This window comes from Acidisoma sibiricum (genome assembly GCF_057837225.1).
The window spans coordinates 2330001-2350823 of sequence record NZ_CM174445.1; the positions used below are offsets into that span (position 1 = coordinate 2330001).

Annotated in this window: 11 protein-coding genes, 3 tRNA genes and 2 rRNA genes; 6 read left to right on the top strand and 10 right to left on the bottom strand. The window is 61.5% G+C overall.

Annotated elements, in window-relative coordinates; genetic code table 11:
- Nucleotides 1-99 precede the first annotated feature (99 nt).
- From AC3G7M_RS11030 to AC3G7M_RS11055, 6 genes are all read left to right on the top strand, one after another.
- Nucleotides 100-176, top strand: a tRNA-Ile gene (locus AC3G7M_RS11030).
- A gap of 132 nt (nt 177-308) precedes the next feature.
- Nucleotides 309-380, top strand: a tRNA-Ala gene (locus AC3G7M_RS11035).
- A 418-nt stretch (nt 381-798) separates the two neighbouring features.
- A 23S ribosomal RNA gene (locus tag AC3G7M_RS11040) occupies nt 799-3538 on the top strand.
- 200 nt (nt 3539-3738) lie between these two features.
- Nucleotides 3739-3853 (top strand): 5S ribosomal RNA (rrf, locus tag AC3G7M_RS11045).
- A 60-nt stretch (nt 3854-3913) separates the two neighbouring features.
- Nucleotides 3914-3990, top strand: a tRNA-Met gene (locus AC3G7M_RS11050).
- Between the two features lie 132 nt (nt 3991-4122).
- Nucleotides 4123-4605 (top strand): nucleoside deaminase, encoded by a 483-nt coding sequence (locus AC3G7M_RS11055; RefSeq protein ID WP_489211950.1) that lies wholly within the window; start codon nt 4123-4125, stop codon nt 4603-4605.
- Nucleotides 4606-4616: 11 nt separating this feature from the next.
- Here the strand turns inward: AC3G7M_RS11055 and AC3G7M_RS11060 are convergent, their stop codons facing one another.
- The 10 genes from AC3G7M_RS11060 to AC3G7M_RS11105 all read right to left on the bottom strand — a co-directional run bounded on the left by AC3G7M_RS11060 (nt 4617) and on the right by AC3G7M_RS11105 (nt 20815).
- Nucleotides 4617-6629, bottom strand: a complete 2013-nt coding sequence (locus AC3G7M_RS11060; RefSeq protein ID WP_489211951.1) for a hypothetical protein — start codon at nt 6627-6629, stop codon at nt 4617-4619.
- A gap of 60 nt (nt 6630-6689) precedes the next feature.
- Nucleotides 6690-7880, bottom strand: coding sequence for a glycosyltransferase family 2 protein (locus AC3G7M_RS11065; protein ID WP_489211952.1), 1191 nt, complete (start codon nt 7878-7880; stop codon nt 6690-6692).
- 55 nt (nt 7881-7935) lie between these two features.
- A complete protein-coding gene (locus AC3G7M_RS11070) occupies nt 7936-8568 on the bottom strand; it encodes a hypothetical protein (RefSeq protein ID WP_489211954.1) in 633 nt (210 codons plus the stop codon).
- On the bottom strand, nt 8568-10034 hold the full coding sequence (locus AC3G7M_RS11075) for a rhamnan synthesis F family protein (protein WP_489211955.1): 1467 nt from the start codon (nt 10032-10034) through the stop codon (nt 8568-8570). Before AC3G7M_RS11075 ends, AC3G7M_RS11070 begins: the two co-directional genes overlap by 1 nt.
- A 16-nt stretch (nt 10035-10050) precedes the next feature.
- Complete coding sequence (locus AC3G7M_RS11080; protein WP_489211957.1) at nt 10051-10839, bottom strand: glycosyltransferase family 2 protein; 789 nt, start codon at nt 10837-10839, stop codon at nt 10051-10053.
- A gap of 7 nt (nt 10840-10846) precedes the next feature.
- A complete protein-coding gene (locus AC3G7M_RS11085; RefSeq protein WP_489211958.1) occupies nt 10847-13627 on the bottom strand; it encodes a class I SAM-dependent methyltransferase in 2781 nt (926 codons plus the stop codon).
- 63 nt (nt 13628-13690) lie between these two features.
- Nucleotides 13691-16468, bottom strand: coding sequence for a rhamnosyltransferase WsaF family glycosyltransferase (locus AC3G7M_RS11090; protein ID WP_489211960.1), 2778 nt, complete (start codon nt 16466-16468; stop codon nt 13691-13693).
- On the bottom strand, nt 16465-18573 hold the full coding sequence (locus AC3G7M_RS11095; RefSeq protein WP_489211962.1) for a glycosyltransferase family 2 protein: 2109 nt from the start codon (nt 18571-18573) through the stop codon (nt 16465-16467). The genes AC3G7M_RS11090 and AC3G7M_RS11095 overlap by 4 nt, the downstream gene beginning before the upstream one ends.
- 521 nt (nt 18574-19094) lie before the next feature.
- Nucleotides 19095-19613, bottom strand: coding sequence for a DUF1543 domain-containing protein (locus AC3G7M_RS11100; protein ID WP_489211964.1), 519 nt, complete (start codon nt 19611-19613; stop codon nt 19095-19097).
- 80 nt (nt 19614-19693) lie between these two features.
- Nucleotides 19694-20815, bottom strand: coding sequence for an NAD(P)/FAD-dependent oxidoreductase (locus AC3G7M_RS11105; RefSeq protein WP_489211965.1), 1122 nt, complete (start codon nt 20813-20815; stop codon nt 19694-19696).
- Nucleotides 20816-20823 lie beyond the last annotated feature (8 nt).

A 20823-nucleotide genomic window follows, 5' to 3' on the forward strand; every position in this document is an offset into this window, starting at 1 on the left:
TTGGGCGCCATCAACATATCCCTTCCCCGCGACGGTCTGAATGGGCTGGTGCATGTGTCTCTATTTTGGTAGAGGCGACGCGCTGTTCATTTGGGTATTGGGCCAGTAGCTCAGCTGGTTAGAGCACACGCTTGATAAGCGTGGGGTCGGAGGTTCAAATCCTCCCTGGCCCACCAACCCTTTTGGTGGGCCATCCTTGAAAGAGGGTCCCACCAACCCTTGGGTTGGCAGCGCTGACTAGCTTTAGTGAATGAAGGTTCTTCTTTCTTGAAAGAAAGAAGCAAAGAACTTTCATTCTTATGTCTCCTGGGGGTGTAGCTCAGTGGGAGAGCACCTGCTTTGCAAGCAGGGGGTCGTCGGTTCGATACCGTCCACCTCCATAGGAGCCTTAAGGGTTCTGGAGGTGACCATCGTCGCGGCAGGACAGAAATCATGACAGCGAGCGTTTGAGCTTAAGGTTCAGACGAGCGATGTCGTGTGTTGGTTACACCTGCGGGTGTGGCTGAAAATGTTCTTTAAATCGTGAATCAGGGTTTGGCGCATCTGCGCGGATTTGTTGCATGTCTGACCGGACGAGATCGAGAGATCGGATCCCCGCAGCAAGTTTGTTCAGAAGCGTGAGAGAGAATGGATGTGCACTTTGTGCGTCCGTTTGGAAGAAGGTTTGTTCTCGCAACGCCTTCGGAAGAGCGGCATTTGGTCGGGGATAGGTCCTCTGATCTGAAGTTTAGGCTTCGGATGGGTTGGATGGTTCCTGTGCAAGATGGGATTTTGGTCTTCGGATCAAGGTCGCGAGGCAATGAGCATGAGAAGGGCGTTCGGTGGATGCCTTGGCACCAGGAGGCGATGAAGGACGTGGCACGCTGCGAAAAGCCATGGGGAGCCGCGAGCAGGCGTTGATCCATGGATATCCGAATGGGGAAACCCACCCAGCGATGGGTATCCTAACCTGAATACATAGGGTTAGGAGGCGAACCCGGGGAACTGAAACATCTCAGTACCCGGAGGAAAAGACATCAACAGAGATTCCGTCAGTAGTGGCGAGCGAAAGCGGATCAGGCCAGTGGTTATAAGCGGTTAAGCAGAACGGTCTGGAAAGTCCGGCCTGAGCGGGTGATAGCCCCGTATGCGGTGAGGTTGCTTATAATCCTTGAGTAGGGCGGGACACGTGAAATCCTGTCTGAACGTAGGGGGACCACCCTCTAAGCCTAAATACTCCCTGGTGACCGATAGTGAACAAGTACCGTGAGGGAAAGGTGAAAAGCACCCCGACGAGGGGAGTGAAAGAGACCTGAAACCGGACGCCTACAAGCAGTCGGAGCCGCAACTGCGGTGACGGCGTACCTTTTGTATAATGGGTCAGCGAGTTTCTGTTTGCAGCGAGCTTAAGCCGGTAGGTGTAGGCGTAGCGAAAGCGAGTCTGAATAGGGCGACGAGTTGCAGGTAGAAGACCCGAAACCGAGTGATCTAGCCATGGCCAGGCTGAAGGTGCGGTAACACGCACTGGAGGGCCGAACCCACGCCTGTTGAAAAAGTCGGGGATGAGCTGTGGCTAGGGGTGAAAGGCCAATCAAACTCGGAAATAGCTGGTTCTCCGCGAAATCTATTGAGGTAGATCGTCGGGTGTTTACCCTGGGGGGTAGAGCACTGGATGGGCTAGGGGGGCCCAAAGCCTTACCAAACCTAACCAAACTCCGAATACCCAGAAGTATAGCCCGGCAGACAGACCATGGGTGCTAAGGTCCGTGGTCGAGAGGGAAACAGCCCAGACCGCCAGCTAAGGTCCCCAAGTTGTGGCTAAGTGGGAAAGGATGTGGGAATTCCAAAACAACCAGGAGGTTGGCTTAGAAGCAGCCATCCTTTAAAGAAAGCGTAATAGCTCACTGGTCTAATAGAAATCCTGCGCCGAAAATGTAACGGGGCTCAAGCCACACACCGAAGCTGCGGGTGTAGAGTGATCTACGCGGTAGCGGAGCGTTCTGTAGGCCTGCGAAGGGAGATGGGGTGACCCCTCCTGGAGGTATCAGAAGTGCGAATGCTGACATGAGTAGCGACAAACAGTGCGAGAAACACTGTCGCCGAAAGTCCAAGGGTTCCTGCGCAAGGTTAATCCGCGCAGGGTTAGCCGGCCCCTAAGGTGAGGGCGAAAGCCGTAGTCGATGGGAATCAGGTGAATATTCCTGAGCCTGCTGGAAGTGACGAATGCAAGATGTTGTCGGGGCTTATTGGATTGTCCCGGCTTTTTGCGCATTCCAGGAAATAGCTCCAGCATATAGACCGTACCCGAAACCGACACAGGTGGACTGGTAGAGAATACCAAGGCGCTTGAGAGAACCATATCGAAGGAACTAGGCAAATTGCTCGCGTAACTTCGGGATAAGCGAGACCCGTTTGTGGGCAACCATGGGCGGGTGGCACAGAGCAGGGGGTAGCGACTGTTTAGTAAAAACACAGGGCTCTGCGAAATCGAGAGATGACGTATAGGGTCTGACGCCTGCCCGGTGCCGGAAGGTTAAGAGGAGGTGTGCAAGCACTGAATTGAAGCCCCGGTAAACGGCGGCCGTAACTATAACGGTCCTAAGGTAGCGAAATTCCTTGTCGGGTAAGTTCCGACCTGCACGAATGGCGTAACGACTTCCCCACTGTCTCCGGTATGGGCTCAGCGAAATTGAATTCCCCGTGAAGATGCGGGGTACCCGCGGTCAGACGGAAAGACCCTATGAACCTTTACTGCAGCTTTGCAGTGGCATCAGGGGAGCACTGTGTAGGATAGGTGGGAGGCTTTGAAGCCCGGGCGCTAGCTCAGGTGGAGCCATCCTTGAAATACCACCCTGGGCGCTTCTGATGTCTAACTGAGACCGGTTATCCCGGTTCAGGACCCTGCATGGTGGGCAGTTTGACTGGGGCGGTCGCCTCCCAAAGTGTAACGGAGGCGCGCGATGGTGGGCTCAGGCCGGTCGGACATCGGCTGCTGAGTGCAATGGCATAAGCCCGCCTGACTGTGAGAGCGACAGCTCGATCAGAGACGAAAGTCGGCCATAGTGATCCGGTGGTCCCGCGTGGAAGGGCCATCGCTCAACGGATAAAAGGTACTCTAGGGATAACAGGCTGATCTCCCCCAAGAGTCCACATCGACGGGGAGGTTTGGCACCTCGATGTCGGCTCATCACATCCTGGGGCTGGAGCAGGTCCCAAGGGTTCGGCTGTTCGCCGATTAAAGTGGTACGTGAGCTGGGTTTAGAACGTCGTGAGACAGTTCGGTCCCTATCTGCCGTGGGTGAAGGAGACTTGAGAGGATTTGTCCCTAGTACGAGAGGACCGGGATGAACATACCTCTGGTGTACCGGTTGTCGCGCCAGCGGCACAGCCGGGTAGCTAAGTATGGACGGGATAACCGCTGAAAGCATCTAAGCGGGAAACCCACCTCAAAACGAGGTCTCCCTGAGGGTCGTGGTAGACCACCACGTCGATAGGCCGGATGTGAAAGCGCGGTAACGCGTTCAGCTAACCGGTCCTAATCACCCGATAGGCTCATTACACTCACCATCCTGCACAGCAATCATCCAAGCTTTTTGATTTTTGGCCCGCCGCCGCCTATCCAACCCGGCAGGCCAAAAATAGAGAAATGGAACCGCATAAACGCACATCCCTCTCTCTCGCTCGTTCATCGGCGCCTGCGCCGATGAAACCTCGCCAAACCCCGTTCACACACCACCATACAAAGGGTGGGTTGGACGACCTGGTGGCCATAGCGGGGAGCCTGCACCCGATCCCATCCCGAACTCGGCCGTGAAATTCCCCAGCGCCCATGGTACTGCGTCTTAAGGCGCGGGAGAGTAGGTCGCCGCCAGGTCTTCCAACCCACCCTTTGTCATACCTTCCCCTGCGCGCAAACCAACGCACGCAGCACCCCCGCGGGGTGGAGCAGCCCGGTAGCTCGTCAGGCTCATAACCTGAAGGTCACAGGTTCAAATCCTGTCCCCGCAACCAAAATTTCCTAGAACGCTTACTAATGCTTGCGGCCCGATGGAGCGATCCCCCGGGCTGCAGCCATGTACAGCCTCTTGCCGCCGGAGCCGCAGGCTTCGTAATCTTGCCCCATCAAACAGGCATGACGCGGCAATGACGGCTCCCAATCCCGACCACGAACACTACCTCCGCTTGGCCTTTGGCGTGGCGCTCCGCGCGCGGGCCGAGGGCCAGCATCCCTTCGGCGCGATCCTGGTGGGACCTGACGGCGCGGTTCTGATGGAACAGGGCAATGGCTTCATGCCGAATCGCGATATGACGGGACACGCCGAACGCGTGCTGATGACGCGGGCCTCCCAGACCTATGGATCTGACTTTCTCGCAGGCTGCAAGATGTATAGCTCAGCAGAACCCTGTGCCATGTGTGCAGGCGCCGCCTATTGGGCCGGGATCGGTTGCGTTGTCTACGGCTGCTCAGAGCAGGATCTGCTAGCCCGCACCGGCAATCACCCGGAAAATCCCACGCTCGATCTGCCCTGCAGCGTGGTCTTCGCCGCAGGACAGCGCAAGGTCGAGGTCATCGGTCCGCTGCTTAGCCAGGAAGCGCTCGCTTTGCATGACGGTGCCTGGGACTAGAGCCTGACCAATCAGCGAACCCGTTTCTGGAACGGCTTGGACCAGGCAAGGACGATCGCCAAAGCCAGCAGCGGATAGCCGGCAGCCCAGTAGAGCGGCAGGATCGCTGGGAAGGATGACATATCCACCAGTGTCAGGATGGCCGCGCGCGCCAGCAGCATCACGCCGATGCCGGTGATCATGACGAGTGTCGCATCCAGCCGGCGCCGGCGATCCCATAGCAGGGCGCGGATCAGATAAACGCCGTAAATGGCGAGAGCGAGCACCGTCGCCTTGGGCATCAAGCGGGCATAGAAATGGCTGATATGGCTCATCAGCCTGATCTGCGCCTGCATCGGCTGACCAGCCTGGACTTGGCCGACGCTATCGAGCGAGAGCACGCCGCCTGCGAAATCCCTGACGCCTATGGGGGCCGCGCGGAACGAGAATTTCGGCCCGCTGTCGCCGGTCGCGGGCTCCAGCCAGCAATCCTTGAGGGAGGGCAGCTGAAACACGAAACGCTGAAGATTGGCCGTGGGCGTGTGAAAGAAGGCAGCGAGATCCGGGCTCGGCCGGCGGATGACGGGGAGGACCAGATTGCCCTGGGCGCCCGTGCAACGCACCCGCAGCCAGAGATTGTCCGGCCGATGAAACCAGCCTGCGACCGCGATGGCAGCACCATCGCTCGCTGCGGGGCTTCGCATTGGATGCCGCAGCACGCTTTCCATGCTCTGCAACTGGTCGGCCGTGCCTTCGCTCTGCAAGTCCAGATGCTGATGGAGCATCCACTCCCCCTCATCCCCCTGCCACGTCGCCAGGCGATACATGCGCCACAGAACGGCGGGCAGCGTGCGCCATTGCGCAGGCAGCACCGCGGGCATGAAGGGGATCAGGCTCTTCTCGCAATGCAACTGGCCGGAGACGCAGGCCGCATGCACTTCAGACCACAGGTGCCGGTAGAAGGCATTCGCCGTCTGCGGACTGGCATAGTCGCCGAGTGAGGCGACGCCATCGCGCAGCGCCCACATGAACCAGCCGCCCGCGAAATCAGAGCAGGTGGACGGGTAGATGGCGCAACCTGGCTCAGTCCAGCTGCGTCCATTACCGTGAAAATAGGGCTCCAGGCTGGCGAAGGCCGGACTGACCTTGTCGAGTTCTGCGCGGACCTTGGCCGGCACGGGAACGAAAGGCACAGGGTCCCCGGCGCGAACGGATTGCAGAATAGTCAGCGCGCGCGCGAAGTCAGGGCTCTTGAAATCAACCACGGTAAAGGTGCCGTAGACCGCGAGGTTGATGGCGGCGACCGTGCCCAGGCTGCCGAACAGTCCCACGCCCATGCCGATGACAGGCACGGCCAGACGTTTGATCTCGCGCTTCCAAGGCCACAGACGGAAGGCCTGCAGCAGGATCATGATGGCCAGACCCGGCAGCAGCCATAGGCCGTCCTCCCGCGTCATCCAGAACCAGGCGAGCAGGATACCGCTCGCGACACCCCAGGCCAGACGGGTGCGAAGCCGGCTGGGGAGAAAGAGATAATGGCTGACGCAGGCGACGATCAGCAGCACCTGCGGCGCTGACAGATCATCCCGGATGATGCGGACCGGAATCATGGCCGGGTGCCATTGCATCAGCAGAAAGCAGGCGAGGCTGACCGTGACATTGCCCAGGATACGGTACAGCGTGACGGCGACCAGGGCGCAGGCACCGCTATAGAGCAGCGACAGGCTGAGTGTGATCGGCAGGCCGAGGATCGCGTTGGCTGCGATAAAGAACGGAAAGCCCGGACCCTTGGCGAGGGTCGTATTGCTGAAAGGCCCAAGCCAGTGACCCGCGAGCAGGCTGCCGGCATTTTGCACAAAGAGATCGTCGTCGAGTCCGGCATTGGCCAGAAGTGCGACGGGGAAATGCAGGCTGAAGGCGGTGAAGGCGAGGGTCGCCAGCGCCATCACAAGCACGGCCCAACGCGGCATGCGACGGATATGGGCCAGCGCAATCCCATCCGGTCCCGCCGGATAGATCGCCGAACCCTGCTCAAAAATAGCCATAGCCCATCCTCTGTCGCGCCTGCCGGTCAGCGGTCATGCGGTGTCATCTGTGATTGATCTTCAGGCGTCGAGCTTTAGCAGGCCTTTGAGGAAGGCGAAAAACATCCATTGCACGCCCACCACCATGAGGGTCGCGGCGGGAATAAGGCTGCGCAATGTCTCGGGCTGCCGCAGCGGTCCAAAATGGCCCGCTCCCCAGCTGCTCACGGCATAGACCGACCAGGCGAGGCCGATCAGGGTGAGGAGGCCGCCCAGCAACAGAAAAAGCTCGATCGGCAGCCGCGCCCAGGTTTTGGTGAAGCGGTCCGCAGGCCACAGCCCCTGTGACGCGGAATAGAGCTTCGCAAAGAGGCCGAATGTGAGAATTTGGGAACCGACCCCCGCGGCGTCGCCGGCATAGAGAAGGGTGTTGATATCAAGCTCGATGCGTCCAAGATGCGCAGGGCCATGCGCAAGCGTGACCAGCCCCAGGATGCCGAGGAGTAGAATGATCAATCCTGGATAGATGAACAGCCAATTCGGGCTGAAGAGCAGCATGAAGCGCAGATGGCGCCAGCCGTCACGCCAGCTTCTGAGATGTGGCGGCCGGTCACGACCGTCTTTTTTGAGCCGCGTCGACACTTCCGCAATACGCAGACCATGCAGCGCCGACTTGGCGACCATCTCGCTCGCGAATTCCATGCCCGAGGAGGCGAGGCCGATGGCCAGCATCGCATCGCGCCGGAATCCTCTCAGCCCGCAATGGAAATCGCCGATCGTGCGGTGGAAGAACAGGCGGCCGATGCCGGTCAGCACGGGATTGCCGAGATAGCGGTGAAGCGGCGGCATCGCCCCCCGATCGATGCCGCCACGAAACCGATTGCCCATGACCAGATCATGGCCCGCGCGCAGTTCTGCGACGAAGGGATCAAGCGTGAGAAAATCGTAGCTGTCATCGGCGTCGCCCATGATGATGAAGCGGCCATGCGCGGCCTCGATGCCACCGATGAGCGCCGCCCCATAGCCCTTGCGCGGAATCGCCACGACACGCGCACCCAGGCTGCTCGCGATGGCCTGCGATCCATCCGTAGACCCATTGTCGGCGATCAGAACTTCGCCCCGTATCCCGGTGCGCTGCAGAAAGCTCAGCGCCTTTTCGATACAGGTGCCGACGGTCAGCGCTTCGTTCAGGCAGGGCATCAGGATGGTGAGTTCGATACCCTCTGCGCCAAGCCCATCCGTCGGTGTCGGGTCGATGGTGTATCCCTGCATGGTCTCATCCTAAAGGCGGCAATGATCGTTGGGGTTTCTTGAGGGTCGCGGCCATTCACTGGGGCCTTTGCCGGAGGCCGATCGGCGCCTCGCGCGGCAGGCGCAGAGTCCGATACCCTTCGCCGATAGCGGCAAGAAAAGCCGTCGTCTCATCCCCCCGATCGGATGTGAAGACAAGATCGCGCAGCTGCACGCGGCTGCGGTCAATCATGAAGCAGCGGGCGTGACCGGTCTCCGCGGCTGGCGTCAGGGGCAGAACGGTATCACCCCACCACGCGACCGTTTGATGCGCGAGGCTTGCCTCCGCCAGGGCGGCTTCGTCCTGATGCAACCGGTCGAGCAGAGTCTGCAAGCCGCCGGCCGAGAGAAGATCCCCGACCTGCAGCACGGAGAGATAGCGGCCGGCCGAAACCTCCATGCTCCAGTTCAGCAGTGGCAGGCTTAAATCCAGGGGCCCCGGCGCCGTCCAGTTGTGCAGGCATAAGGTGGCGGTCGGCGCCAGCTTGCGCAGCTTGTCCGTCATGCGACGCGTCTGCCGCAAATCCTCCACCGAAAAGCGGGGCAGCATGAGGTGCACATGCAGCGGCACATCCAGCGGCTGCGCCAATATCGTAAACAGAGACCGGTCCAGCAAGGGCAGATCGCTGAGATCACGCAGGATGATCACGACATCGAGGCCTGGCGTCATCACACGGCCTCGTCATGGTCAGCGGCGGCTCTATCGGTCGCGAAGAACAGGGCACGGGGGCAAAGGCGCAGGCCAAAGCCGGCGTCGATCGCATGCTGCGCATAGGCCTGCAGGCCTGACGCCGTCATGGGCGCACCAAGGGCCGCGTGGACCCCGCGGGGAATCGCGATGACCGCGCCCGCAAAACTCTTGAGTGCGAAGGTTGCAGGATCGGCTGCGGGCGGATGCGCATCGGGCAGCCTGGCCGGCACCAGGAGAGCGCGGCCGCCTTGTGCTGCGGACATCTGCAGCAGAGCGGCCGCAGCACCGGGATGCAGCAGGCCGGGCTCACCGAGCAGCAGCACCATATCGGTGCTGGTCTCGGCGAAAGCTGCAGCGACAGCGCCTGGCGTTTTGGTCATCTCATAGGCAATGACCGCAAGCCTGCCTTGGACAGGCGACCGGTCCCCAAGTGCATCCCGCCACAGGATATGCGGCGGCCGTTTGGGCCGCAGGGGCATGCGCAGATGCTGCGGATCAGCGCTCTGGACCTGGTCCGTGGCTTCGTCATGCGTCTGCAGGCGAAGGGTCGTCCGGGTGACGAAGCGACGCAGGCTGATCGGGTTCGATACAGCGGCAATTCCACGTTCGTCATGCAGGAAGCCGCGCGCCGCGATCTTCATCCAGTCAAACCCGGCGCTTTCGCAAGCATGAAGATAGAGCCGCTCAATGGCATGGGCGAGGGTGCCGTCAATCTGGCCGCCTTCCTCAGGAAAGTCATCGAAACTCAGGTCCAGAGCGAGCAGCGGCGCCAGGGCGGCCGGACGCGCCCAGAACATCGACCCGGACGCGAAGTCGAGCGGCGCCCGAGAGGAGAGGGCCATGCCCATCCGTTGCGCAAGCTTTTCCGCCTGCCCGAAATTCTCGCCCCAGCGAATCCAGGGCCGCAGCATGTCGATATGTTGCGGGGCCAATAGACCAAGCTGCGGCGCCTGCCGAAAAATCTCCAGAATGCCCAGCACCGTCTCAGGTGATCCGAGCAGCGTTTCCAGCAGGAACGGGCGCCAGCCCGCGAGCCCCGACTCATGCAGCGACTGCTTGGTGTGCAGATGGAGCACGAGATCATAGCGGTGATGGGCAAAGCCGAAGCCAACCAGCTTGGGTGCCACATCGCGCCCACGGTTGGGGAATACGCGAATATCGACAACGCCCTTTGCCCAGTCGCCAAATTCCGCTGTCAGCGCGGCGCGCTTCTCAGCGCTATCCGTGCTGATGAAAAGATCGGCTGAGACCGGAAGCTGGTTCAGATAGGCGCGAAACTCAGGAATGAGGGCCATATGAAAGGCATGCAGCATGACCCCGATGCGCGGAGTGGCCAGGAAGGGTTCCGGCGCATAGCCGAGCGGCATGCCGAGGCTATATTCCTGCGCGATCGGATCAACGGGCTGCCAATCCGGCGGCACCGCCAGAGTTGCGGTCAACAGCATGCATCTCTTCCCGCGGTCATGGCAGCTTCGCCGCATCGGGAATGGGCGCCAGCCGCATCCAGGGATGACGCAGGGTCATCTCAATAAACATGCTGTCGTATGAACGCGCCGATTCCGTGCGCAGCATTGACGTCTCATGCACCCGGTAGCGGCAAAGCATTTCGGGCACGAAAGCCGCCTCATATCCCTGTTCCACGAATTTGCACCAGAAATCATAATCTTCCCAGCCGCCTTCGATATGGGAATAGCCGCCGACATCGCGCCAGGCCTGGCGCGAGACCAGCGCCATCGCGTCGATATAGTTGCCGGTCTTCAGCCATTCCGTCTGCCATACATCGGCCAGGCCCAGCGTGCTGCGACTGCCGAAAATCTCCGTCTGGCAATAGGCCGCAGCGGCGCCGCTGCTGCGCATGGCCTGCAGCAGCCGCCCGATGGCGCGCGGATAGAGCGCGTTATCCGCATCCATGACGAAGACCGTATCGGTGCGGGCATGGGCGAAGGCCGTGTTGCGGCTTTGGGCGAGGCCCTGGTTGTGGTGATGCTGCAGCAGCAGCATGCCACCGAACCGCTGCCTGTTGGCCTCCATCCAATCCTTTGCCACGGCCACCGAATCGTCTTTCAGAGAGACGTCATCAACGATGATGAGATCAAGCGGCCCATGCCTTTGGGCCGCGATCGACTCCAGCGCCTCTGGCAGGAAGCGGGCATAGTTGAAAAGGCTGATTGCCACCGTCACAAGATCGGGATGCGCGGTCGCATCACCTTCGGCGGCATAGAGCGTATGGACAGGAACGGTGCGTGTCATCTTCTGTTCAATTCCTGCCTTTGCGGTCCGCAATGAAGCGCAGTAGGCCGGTCATCGTTCGCCTCGTATCGAAGACATTGGTGATCAAATCATCGACATTGCGGCGCACGCGCTCCGCTTCCTGCATGCCGTCCTCGCTGCGCAAAAGCCATTCCAAAAGCTCGGGCATATGGCGCGTCTGTTCCTGAAAATAATGCTCGCCGGCGACGAAGTCGGGATGCGGCAGGCAGGGATCTGAGACGACGACGCTGCCCGAGCACATGCCGAGCCGCACCATGCGATGCCACTCAAAATAGCCGAAGTCGTCGCGATGGATATTGAGCGTGATTTTGGACTGGCCCGAGACATGGGCTGCGAGACGCGTCAGCGCGTTTTCCTGGCCCCGGCCAAGAAGCGGTCCACGCTCTGCGCGCCGGCAATAGTTGAAGGTCTCGTAATCCGACAGGAAAGCCGCATGACGGGCAAAGAAACGATCGCGGCGTGGACTGGAATTGCCAAAGAAGCTCATGTCGATCGGCCGATCCTTGAAAGACCGGCTCGGCTCCACGTCAAGCTGGGCTGCCGGTGGCAGCACGCGAAAGAGCGGATGGCGGCGGTCTTCAGCGGTCAGGCTGGGCGGGCTGAAACGGCATCCTGGCAGCACATGCAGCGCGGGCATGCCCGCCTGCTCGAAGATCTGCGCCGTCTGCACGCAAATATCCAGCACGCCGCGCGACATCAGGATGAAGGGAAGGGCAAGATTGAACCACTTGGTTTGCACCTGTTCGGTGCCGAACATGAAGGCGGTCGCCAGAACATCGTCCCGCACCCACTGACGGCCCTTGCCGAGGACGAAGAACTCATGCGGCGCCACAAAAAGGCAGACGGGCGGCCGATCATCAATCGAACTTGTCTCATCAAAAACATTGACCCTGACACCAACGCTGCGCAGATCGCGCGCAAGGTCGCCGGCAATCTCATCCATGAAGATATTGCCGTGCGAGCTGACATAGATGCCGATATGCGGAATGGCGGCGATGAGTCCGGGCAGGGCAGAGAAATCATCGGCCGGCCGCGCAACCGATTTGGCCACATTGTCCATGAGCATGAAGCTGCTCATGACGCGCGCGAGTTCCTCCGGGTCGACCGTGTTGCGATCTTCAAAGGCGCCGGCCTGCAGGAAATGACGATGCGGATCATAGCCGCCGTCCTTCACATCCTCATTGCGGCGGAGGTAGTCGCGCTCATTGAAAAGCGCGAAGCGGCGCAGACGGCTGACTGCGGTCTCGATTGTGGGCGGCCGCACCGTGCCATAGGTTTTGTTCCACTGGCGCAGCGGCACCTCGTCTGCTGGCGGGGCCGCAGGCTCGGGCAGCAAAGCCGGTACGGGTTCGTGCGGGGGCGCGGGGAGGAGAGCCGGCGCAGTTTCAACCGGCGCCGGCGCCGGCGCGATCTGGGCGGGTCGCCCCCGCAGACGGCGCGCCAACCGCAGCAAAAACCGCAACACGCGGCGCAGCGGTCTCGGTACGCGTTGGACAAGCTTGTGAGCGCGGACGCCAGTCCGCCAGATCGCCGAGGCATGCATCGCCTCCAGCTCCAGAAGCCGGGCGGTTGCCAGCGCCTCCGCGGCCGCACGCTGGTCCTCTATCGCGGCGCGCTCGGCCAGCAGACGATCGCGGTCGGCTTCCAAAACCCGGTAGAGATGTGCAAGCTGCGCCTGTTCGGCACGCAGATAATCCATGGCATGATAGTGTTCGGCGATCCGCGCCTCGGCATCGGCCAGGTTCTGCTCGGCAACGAGCCGGGCCTTGTGCTGGACGGCAAGTTCTGCGTCTTTAGCATGGACCATCTGCTCAATTGCGTTGAACTGCTTTCCCATCTGCCAGGCGTCTTTGCGGGCGGCTTCGGCGGCCATCGCCGCATCAGCAATCTCCTGTTCCGGCGTATAGACCTCACTCCGCGTCCAGGGAAAGACATCGCGTGCCGCGGCGTCGGCCGCGCCAGCCCGCGCCACGGCGGCAAGCGGCGGCAGGCCACACGCGCCTGCGGCATAGGCCGTGCGGATGGTTGCGAAGTCCGCAAATTCCTCGGCACTGGCGGATTGGCGGTAGCGCCTTGGCAGATAGAGGATATTGGACAGCAGGTTCTGCGGATGCACGCGGGCGAGACCCTGCGGATCGGCCAGTCCCGTTGCCGGTAGCCGGGACGCCGCGGCCGATCCTTCACGCGCAAAGATCAGCAGATTCTGGGCGTACCACCAGTCAACCGCTGGATTTGACCAGACAAGATCGCGCAGAAAATCGTAACAGACATAGCCCCGGTCACGGAACAGAATGGCCCAGAACTCAGGCCACTGCTCATTGACATGATGCTCGCCGAACTGAAACGGCACAGCGGCCGAGAACAGAATGACGTCCGACAGTTCCGTCAGATCATCAACCAGGGACGGCGCCTGATCGAAAGGCAGATGTTCTGCTACCTCCACGCAGACGGCGAGATCGAACCCCTGGCCGAAGCGCGCGCCCAAAGCCGGGCCGAGGCGGGCGGTTGCAAGGTCTGCAGGCACGAAATGCGCAGGATCAACCAGTAGGGCCGCGCGATCGACATAGTCGCCGTCGATGCCCGTGATATCGGTGACACCCCAATCCTGAGCGGCCCGCATCCAGGGTCCGACGCCGCAACCGACATCAATCAGACGGCGCGGGTTAAGCAGCGGCAGCACGTCGCCCAGCACAATGCGTGCAGATTGCAGGCTGCGCGACGACTGCTGATCAAAGAAAGCCTGATCATAGGGCTGGGTCTTCGGCATGAACAACGATCCTGGCGGTACCGGTGGGGCCTGATGGCGGCCCCAGTTAAGGCGGGGCTTGGGCTAAGACGGAGCGCCGAGGAAGCGCCTGATCGTCTCGATCGTCTTCAGCGGAAAGGCCTGGTCCCAATCGGTTGGCCAGTCCATCGTCGCGCCGGCAATGCGGGCGTCAACCTCATTTACGCGTGTCATGGCTTCGACCAGGCCCTCCACGATCGCGTCGACGGTCGGCTCGACGCCGATGATATTGGTCGAAATGCGCCGCAGTTCTGCCGCGGTCTTGTTGGCAAAGGTGTTGGTGACGGTCCACATGCCGGCAGAAGCCATTTCCAGCGGCACCAGGCTTGGATGCGGCGTCAGCATAAGGGAGAGGCCGACATCGAAGCTAGGCATAAGATCGATATAGTCCTGCAGGCTGGTCTTGGGCAGCAGTTGCAGCGGAACGCCCGGGGCCAGTTCCAGACTATAGCCACGGTCGATCGACCCGATACCATGAAAGGACCATGTCGCAAGATCGACCCGCGGATCGCGTGCCAGACGCGCGATGGCGATCATGCTGAGTTCAAACAGGTTGCGCGCGGCGTGCTCTTCAGGCCGGGCGTAGATCAGCAGGCGCCGCTCCTGGCGCATCAGCGTCTCACGCTTCGGATAGAACTTCTGGATGGCATTGCTGAAGACCATGGCATTGGCCTCCCCCCCGTCTTGGCCAAAGACGCCAATCCGCTCCCGGCGGAAGAAGTCTGCCAGCAGCTCGGTTGAAAACAGGCCAAGCTGCGGAAAGTCATAGGCCTGACGGAACAGCGCTGCGATGGAATTCATGGGCAGGAAATAGGGTTCGTATTCCTGGATCATGAACAGGAAACGCTTTTCGTGAAGTCCCTGCACGGTATTATGGGCGATATGGGCGGCCCAGCAGTTGGTCGCGACGAAGCGGTCATCCGGGTTGACGGGAACAGGCACCGCGCGATCAAAGCGCGAGATCACCTCGACATCGTCAAATAGTGTGGTGACACCGGGATATTTCTTGATCTGCTGCCGCCAGTTCTCCATATCCCAGTCCGACCGCTCATGCAGGATGATGCGGGTGCGATAGCCTTCGCGCGCCAGACGCAGCGCCAGGCTGAACATGCCCAGATAGCCGCCGAAGACATATTTGAAATCGATCATCGCCAGCAGCAGATTGACGCGCTTGGGGTGATCCTCGGAAATGTCGAGCGTGAGACCGGAGATATTATGGTTGATAGGGCGCGTATTGCCGAATTCCAGCACCGGCATATTCCTGACGGATGCAGTGGGCGCCACCACGGCTTGCGCCGGCTCTGCGGCCGCCGGTGGCCGGGCGATCACAGCATCCAGCAGTCTGGCACCCGGCCGCTCTTTTTGCAGTCGCACGATCTGAGGCTGCTTCAGGCGGAAGGCGAGATTGCGCAGTTTTGTCCCGAGGATCGACCATAGAAACATGCCCTCCAGATTGAGGGTCGGCCGCTGCAGCAGGCTCGCGGACAGTTTTTCGCGCAAGGCCGCGAACCAGGAACCCTCGAATGCCGCAAATCGCGCGATGGCAGTCCGTTTCGGTCCCGTGACGTCAGGGCAGCGCAGCATGAGCATGCGGGCGAGCATGATCTTCTGCTGCACGAAGACATGATCGGTCACCGCCTTGTGCAGAACGCCGGTGGCGGCGCGGGCCATCTGTCCCATATGCGGGGCATGGCGAAAGACCTCCCGGAAGGCGGCCGTGAAGCCCGGCCAGGGATTGTAGTTATGGCCGATGACGCCATCCGAATGCTGAATGTAATCGTAGAGCGGCCGATCGACATAGCCGATCTGGCCTTTGTAGAGTGCCACGAGACCGAGCCAGTGATCATGGAAAACCGGTCCCACCGGCTGCGGGAAGGGCAGAAGGGAGGGCAGCAGCGATGCGCGGATCATCGCGGCGGCGCCGGTGACGGTATTGGCCACCATTAGCGTCGGCAAATCCGTGAAGTTGTTGCGGCGATTGACCCAGAAGGTCTTCGACCGGACATGCCCGTTGCTGTCGACGATGCGGGCATCGCTGTAGACGAGGTTGGTGTCGGGGGTTGCGAAGGCAGCGGCCAGGCTCTCCAGCTTGTCGGCGTCCCAGACGTCATCCTGGTCGCAGAGCGCGATGAAATCGGCGTCCGCGGGCGCCCGGCGGAGACAGGTTTCAAAGTTGCGATAGAAATTTTGCCGTTCGGCATTCTGAAAGATATGATAGCGCGGATCAGTGTTCAGGTCGTAGCGGATGCGGTCGAAATCCTCGTTGGCGGTGCCATCGTCATTGATGATGCAGACCCAGTTGCGATGGCTCTGAGCTTTCAGCGATTTGATCTGGGCCTCGAACAGCGCTTTGGGTGGGTTGTACATGGCCATGCAAATGGCGATTTTCGCGCCGTCACCCGGCCAGGTGACGGGTGTCGGCATCGCGTCATAACCGCCATGGAGCCGGATATGGCCGATATGGTGCTCGACGATCTGGCCATTGGCCAGGCCTGCGCGCAGCAGGATATCGAGATCGCGCGCCCCCTCGGTCGCCGCCAGAGGCAGGAAGGCGTCAAAGCCGCTGAGCAGGCTGGTGCCCGTCTGGTCACGGGTCGGGCATTCCTGGGCAAAGATATCGGGTCTCGCCCAGGAATGCTGGAAAATGGCGGTCGTGCGGTCACCTGCCACCAGCTCCAGCCGCGTCACCCTGCTGTCCGGCGCGTAGCACCAGCCTTGCAGACGCAACACAAAGCCCGCACCGACGAAAACATCGCGCGGCAGCGGCGTATCGAGCCCCGCGCGAAGACCGGGTTGCGTATCAATCGGAAGAGCGTCGGTCATGGCGTCTTGGCTGCCGCTGCGTCGGAAGGGGTGAGGCGTCGTGGACGCAGATTGAAGTTGTGGTCTCGCCGGTCGAAATTGGCATTGTAGAATGGGTCCTGGTCCAGAACCTGTCCCCAGCGTGCCCGCATGGTATCGGCCTCGCGTGCAGCGCGGGCAACCTGCTCAGGGGTTGTGTCGGCGCCGCGCGACCGGGATTCGAGATGATAAAGCTCGGCGAAGGGTGTCCAAACGATACGCAGGCCTCGCTCCCGGATGCGGAGGCAAAGGTCGACATCGTTAAAAGAAATAGGAAGATCGACTTCGTCCATTCCGCCCACCGCGTCATACACCTCGCGGCGCAGTGCCATGCAGGCAGCCGTCACGGCAGAGACTTCGCGCGTCGCCGTATATTGGCCGAAATAGCCGATATCGCGGCGGTCTGCGCCATGGCCGAAATGGCCGGCGACGCCGGAGCCGCCGGCATGCGTGCCAACACCCAGAACGACGCCGGCATGCTGGATCAGCCCATCTTCGTACAGCAGCTTGGCTCCGACCGCCCCGACATCCGGGCGCAGGGCGTGGGACACCATCTCCCGCAGCCAGCCCGGGCCGATGACCTCGATATCATTGTTGAGAAGGACGACAACATCGCCGCGCGCTTCGCGCAGACCGCGATTGTTCATGGCGGCATAATTGAACGGGCCGCAGATCGGCAGGATACGCACCCTCGCATCCTTGGCCGTGAGATGCGCGAGAAAAGCGAGCGTCGCCGGATCTTGGCTTTCATGATCGAGGATGAGAAGCTCGATCGCAGGATAGTCGGTGCGATGCAAAAGCCCGGCGACGCAGCGTGAGATGAGATCCAGATGGTCGCGCGTCGGCACGATCAGCGTGACCAGGGGAGCGGGATCGGGCACCGGCCAGATGACGCGGGTCGTCAGCGGAGACTCGGCTGCGGCAACCACGATTGTATCACGGTAGCCGGCGTTGATGAGAAAATGCCGTGCAATGGCACGGTCCATGGCGAGCATCTCGCTCATCTCCCATGAAGAGAAACGGGCGGCGCCGTTTTCGCCATATGGGCGATGGTACAGAATGCGGGGAATATGGCGAATGCGTTGCGTCGCTGTGGCGCCACCCAAACGCAGTGACAGGTCATAGCCATGGCCGGTCGGCAGCGCTGGTCTTGCGCCGCCGATACCCAATGCCGCGCTGCGACGATAGGCCGCCAGGTGGCCGACCATGTCGTGCCCAAGCGCCAGATCGATGTTCCAATCCGGTTTGAACTGCGGCAGCAGGCGCTGACCTTGATCGGTGATCCAATCTTCGTCGGAGAAGATGAGGTCAAGGTCAGGGGACGTTTGCAATGCCGTCGCCATTTCAAAAAGGGCGTCTTCTGCGATCTGGCCTTGGTCCGGCAGGATGATGACAAAATCACCCTGCGCTTCCGCCAGGCAGGCATTGATCAGCTGTCCGATATCGTCGGTCGCCGGACCGGCGATCCAGCGTATTCTGTGATTGTCAGCGGTACCACGGCGAAGTCTGGCCGTGGTATCGCAGGAGACGCTGGAACCGGCCAGGATGCAAAGCTCCCAAGCGCCATAAAGCTGCGCTTCGATCGTCGCCACTAAAATCCAGAAGGTCTGTTCATCGATGGAAGCCAAGGGCAGGATGAACGAGAACCGGGGGGTCGCCGAAAATGTGGCGATGGCGGCGCGGATTGCCCTGCGATCGCAATCGGTCAAAACATCGTGGTCTTTGACCCAGTCTATATAGTCCGGGTCCAGGGGGGCGGTCCCGTATTCCGCATCCAGGCTCGGCGCTGCAATCGGCGGAGCGGATGGCGCCGAAGGCGTCATGGGTGGCCGCGACGGCTTCAACCGTCGCGACAGATCGGCGATTTTCCGCAAGGGACGGGTCAGCCACCACGATGTCGAGGAGACAAGGGCGTCGCGCTCGCTTTCGGCATCGGACAGGGCGCTCCGCAGCTGTGCGATATCCGCCTCAAGCCGGCACACAGTCCTGGTCAGGTGGCGGCGTTCCGCCGCGGCCGCCAAAAGATCATTCGCCTCAGGGGCGTAGTCAACAGTCAGCTTGTTAGACGAAGTAACTTTGGAAAACATTCAATGACCATCTGGGCAGAATAAACGCGTCATATCAACCGTGCGATGTTTCACGAGCATGTTGCGATCACGTGCCGCGATGGTATTCCTTAAAACAAGCGAGTCTTTGGACGAGTTTGCACGGCCGCTCGCGTGGACCGCAAAACGCAATGCATCAACGTTACCGTGATGTGACGCTTATTTAGCCTTCTACCCGGCTTGCATAGAGCGCTCTCTGATCACGTTTTCGCGTGTCCTTGGCGGCAGCACAGGGGTATGGAGTTGTAGCGCTTGCGCGCGGCATGGCCCGAGCGTCCTGAAACGGAAGCGCCGGATTGTGGATAAACGACAATGTCGCTGACCGGGACATCATCTGTGTCTTGGCACTGTCGCGGGCAGCAAGGCTCTGGCGGCTGAGAAGGGCGGCGCGTGCCCCCGGGGCCTGAGTCTTTGGCCTGTTTTGCCGCAATGGCGGTCTGCATGGTGCGGTCCTGCGTCGCGGGCAGGACATCAGGCGACGGCTGCCTGCGTCAGGGGGCCCGTCAGGCTTTGTGCGCGCCGATCGGCCGGTAGCCGAAATCGAAGGTGAAAGGCGTCGCCGTCTCGCTCCGGCGCAGATGCAGTGCAAGGCCCCGCTCGGCGATGCCGGCGCTGACATCGACCGTCGTCTCCACCTCGAACAGCTGGTCCCGGTGCGGTTCTGACCATCCCCTCACAAGCCGCAGCGCACGTCGTTTGGCGGTGGCGGCATCGGGCGCCACCAGCAGCACATTGCGATGCAGCTCACCGAATTCGCCCGGCGCATAGCCGCCGAGATTGATGAAAAACAGTTTCTCGGTCGCAGCCGGCGCCGGGCCGGGTTGCAGGCTCACGCCATAGCCATCGGCGTAGGAAACCGGCCCCCAGGCATCGAGGTGAAGCGATTCCGGCGAACCCCACCATTGGGCGCGCAGATCATCATAGCAATCCTCGATGCTGGTCCCGACCGAGAAGCGGACGTCATGCAGCTCCGTATTGGCATTGGCGAAGCTGCCGCCGACATAGATCATAAACAGCTGCACGGGTCTTCTCGTCTCTCAAGCGATGCCGGGACAGGATGCCGAGGCCCTGCCGGTGAGGCAAGGCTGCGTCATCCGTGGCCCTATGCGGCGAAGCGGCCGGGCCGGAAGGCCGCGAGCAGGCCGTGCTCGGCTCCGGTTACAATTTCATGCGCCAGAAGCTCGCCCACGATCAGGCCGAGCGTCGCACCACTATGGCTGAAAGCAACATAGGCGCCGGGCAGCGCGCCGAGCGCGCCGACCACCGGCTCCCCATCGCCCGGAATGGGCTTTGGCCCCATGCCAAAGCCCGCAAACTGCAGTTTGGGCTGCCCGTCCAGCACATGCGACGCTTCATCCAGCAGGCCCTGGATGGTGCTCTCCTGCGCCTCATACTGGCCGTCGCCGTGGATGACGATCTCTTCCTCGGACCAGCCGCTGTCCAGCACCAGCGCCCCATCCGGCGTCGGCCGCACGGCGACGCGCGGCGTGTTGAGCACGGCGCGCAGCGCGCTGAACAGCGGGCGGGTCTTGATGAGGAGGGAGACCGGCGTGTCGTCGCCGATGGTAATGCCGAGGTCGGCCGCCATCTTCGGCACAGAAGGACCGGTCGCCAGCACCACCGCATCCGCGCCGATCACCTGCCCGTCCGCCAGGCGCAGGCCCTGGGCGCGGCCGCCCGTCGTGACCACGGTACACGTGCCCGAGTCCGTCACCAGCGTCCCGCCGAGAACCGTAAACTCGGCGAGCAGATGGTCGATGAGGGCGGGCAGATCGACCCAGCCTTCGCCGGGGTTGAAGATGGCTCCCTGCGGCGTGATGGCCTGGACGTTGACGCCGGGGGTCACGCGCGCGACCTCGGCCGGCGACAGCCACTGGCTGTCATAGCCCAGCGCGCGTTCATGCGCGTAAACCGCGGCGATCTCATTGCTGGCGTCATTCGCGTCCCAGGTCAGGGCGCCGTCGAAGCGCAGCCAGTCGGCATGCGGCAGGCGGGCGGAGAGCGTGCGGTAACGGTCGATGCCGGTCACGCGCAGCTGGTGATAGGGCAGGCTGCGCCGGCGTGCGGAATTGAGCCAGGAGAGCGACCGGCCGGAGGCGCCGCTGGCAGGCCGCGTTTCCGTGACGAGGGTCACGCGCGCGCCTTCGCGCAGAAGATGCACGGCGGTCGATACACCGAAGATACCGGCGCCGAGCACCGCGACATGGAGAGGAGAGGTCGTCATGGGAACTG

Coding starts and splice junctions, on each gene's coding strand:
- AC3G7M_RS11055 (WP_489211950.1), top strand. CDS start 4,123: ATGACGGCTCCCAATCCCGACCACGAACACTACCTCCGCTTGGCCTTT.
- AC3G7M_RS11060 (WP_489211951.1), bottom strand. CDS start 6,629: ATGGCTATTTTTGAGCAGGGTTCGGCGATCTATCCGGCGGGACCGGAT.
- AC3G7M_RS11065 (WP_489211952.1), bottom strand. CDS start 7,880: ATGCAGGGATACACCATCGACCCGACACCGACGGATGGGCTTGGCGCA.
- AC3G7M_RS11070 (WP_489211954.1), bottom strand. CDS start 8,568: ATGACGCCAGGCCTCGATGTCGTGATCATCCTGCGTGATCTCAGCGAT.
- AC3G7M_RS11075 (WP_489211955.1), bottom strand. CDS start 10,034: ATGCTGTTGACCGCAACTCTGGCGGTGCCGCCGGATTGGCAGCCCGTT.
- AC3G7M_RS11080 (WP_489211957.1), bottom strand. CDS start 10,839: ATGACACGCACCGTTCCTGTCCATACGCTCTATGCCGCCGAAGGTGAT.
- AC3G7M_RS11085 (WP_489211958.1), bottom strand. CDS start 13,627: ATGCCGAAGACCCAGCCCTATGATCAGGCTTTCTTTGATCAGCAGTCG.
- AC3G7M_RS11090 (WP_489211960.1), bottom strand. CDS start 16,468: ATGACCGACGCTCTTCCGATTGATACGCAACCCGGTCTTCGCGCGGGG.
- AC3G7M_RS11095 (WP_489211962.1), bottom strand. CDS start 18,573: ATGTTTTCCAAAGTTACTTCGTCTAACAAGCTGACTGTTGACTACGCC.
- AC3G7M_RS11105 (WP_489211965.1), bottom strand. CDS start 20,815: ATGACGACCTCTCCTCTCCATGTCGCGGTGCTCGGCGCCGGTATCTTC.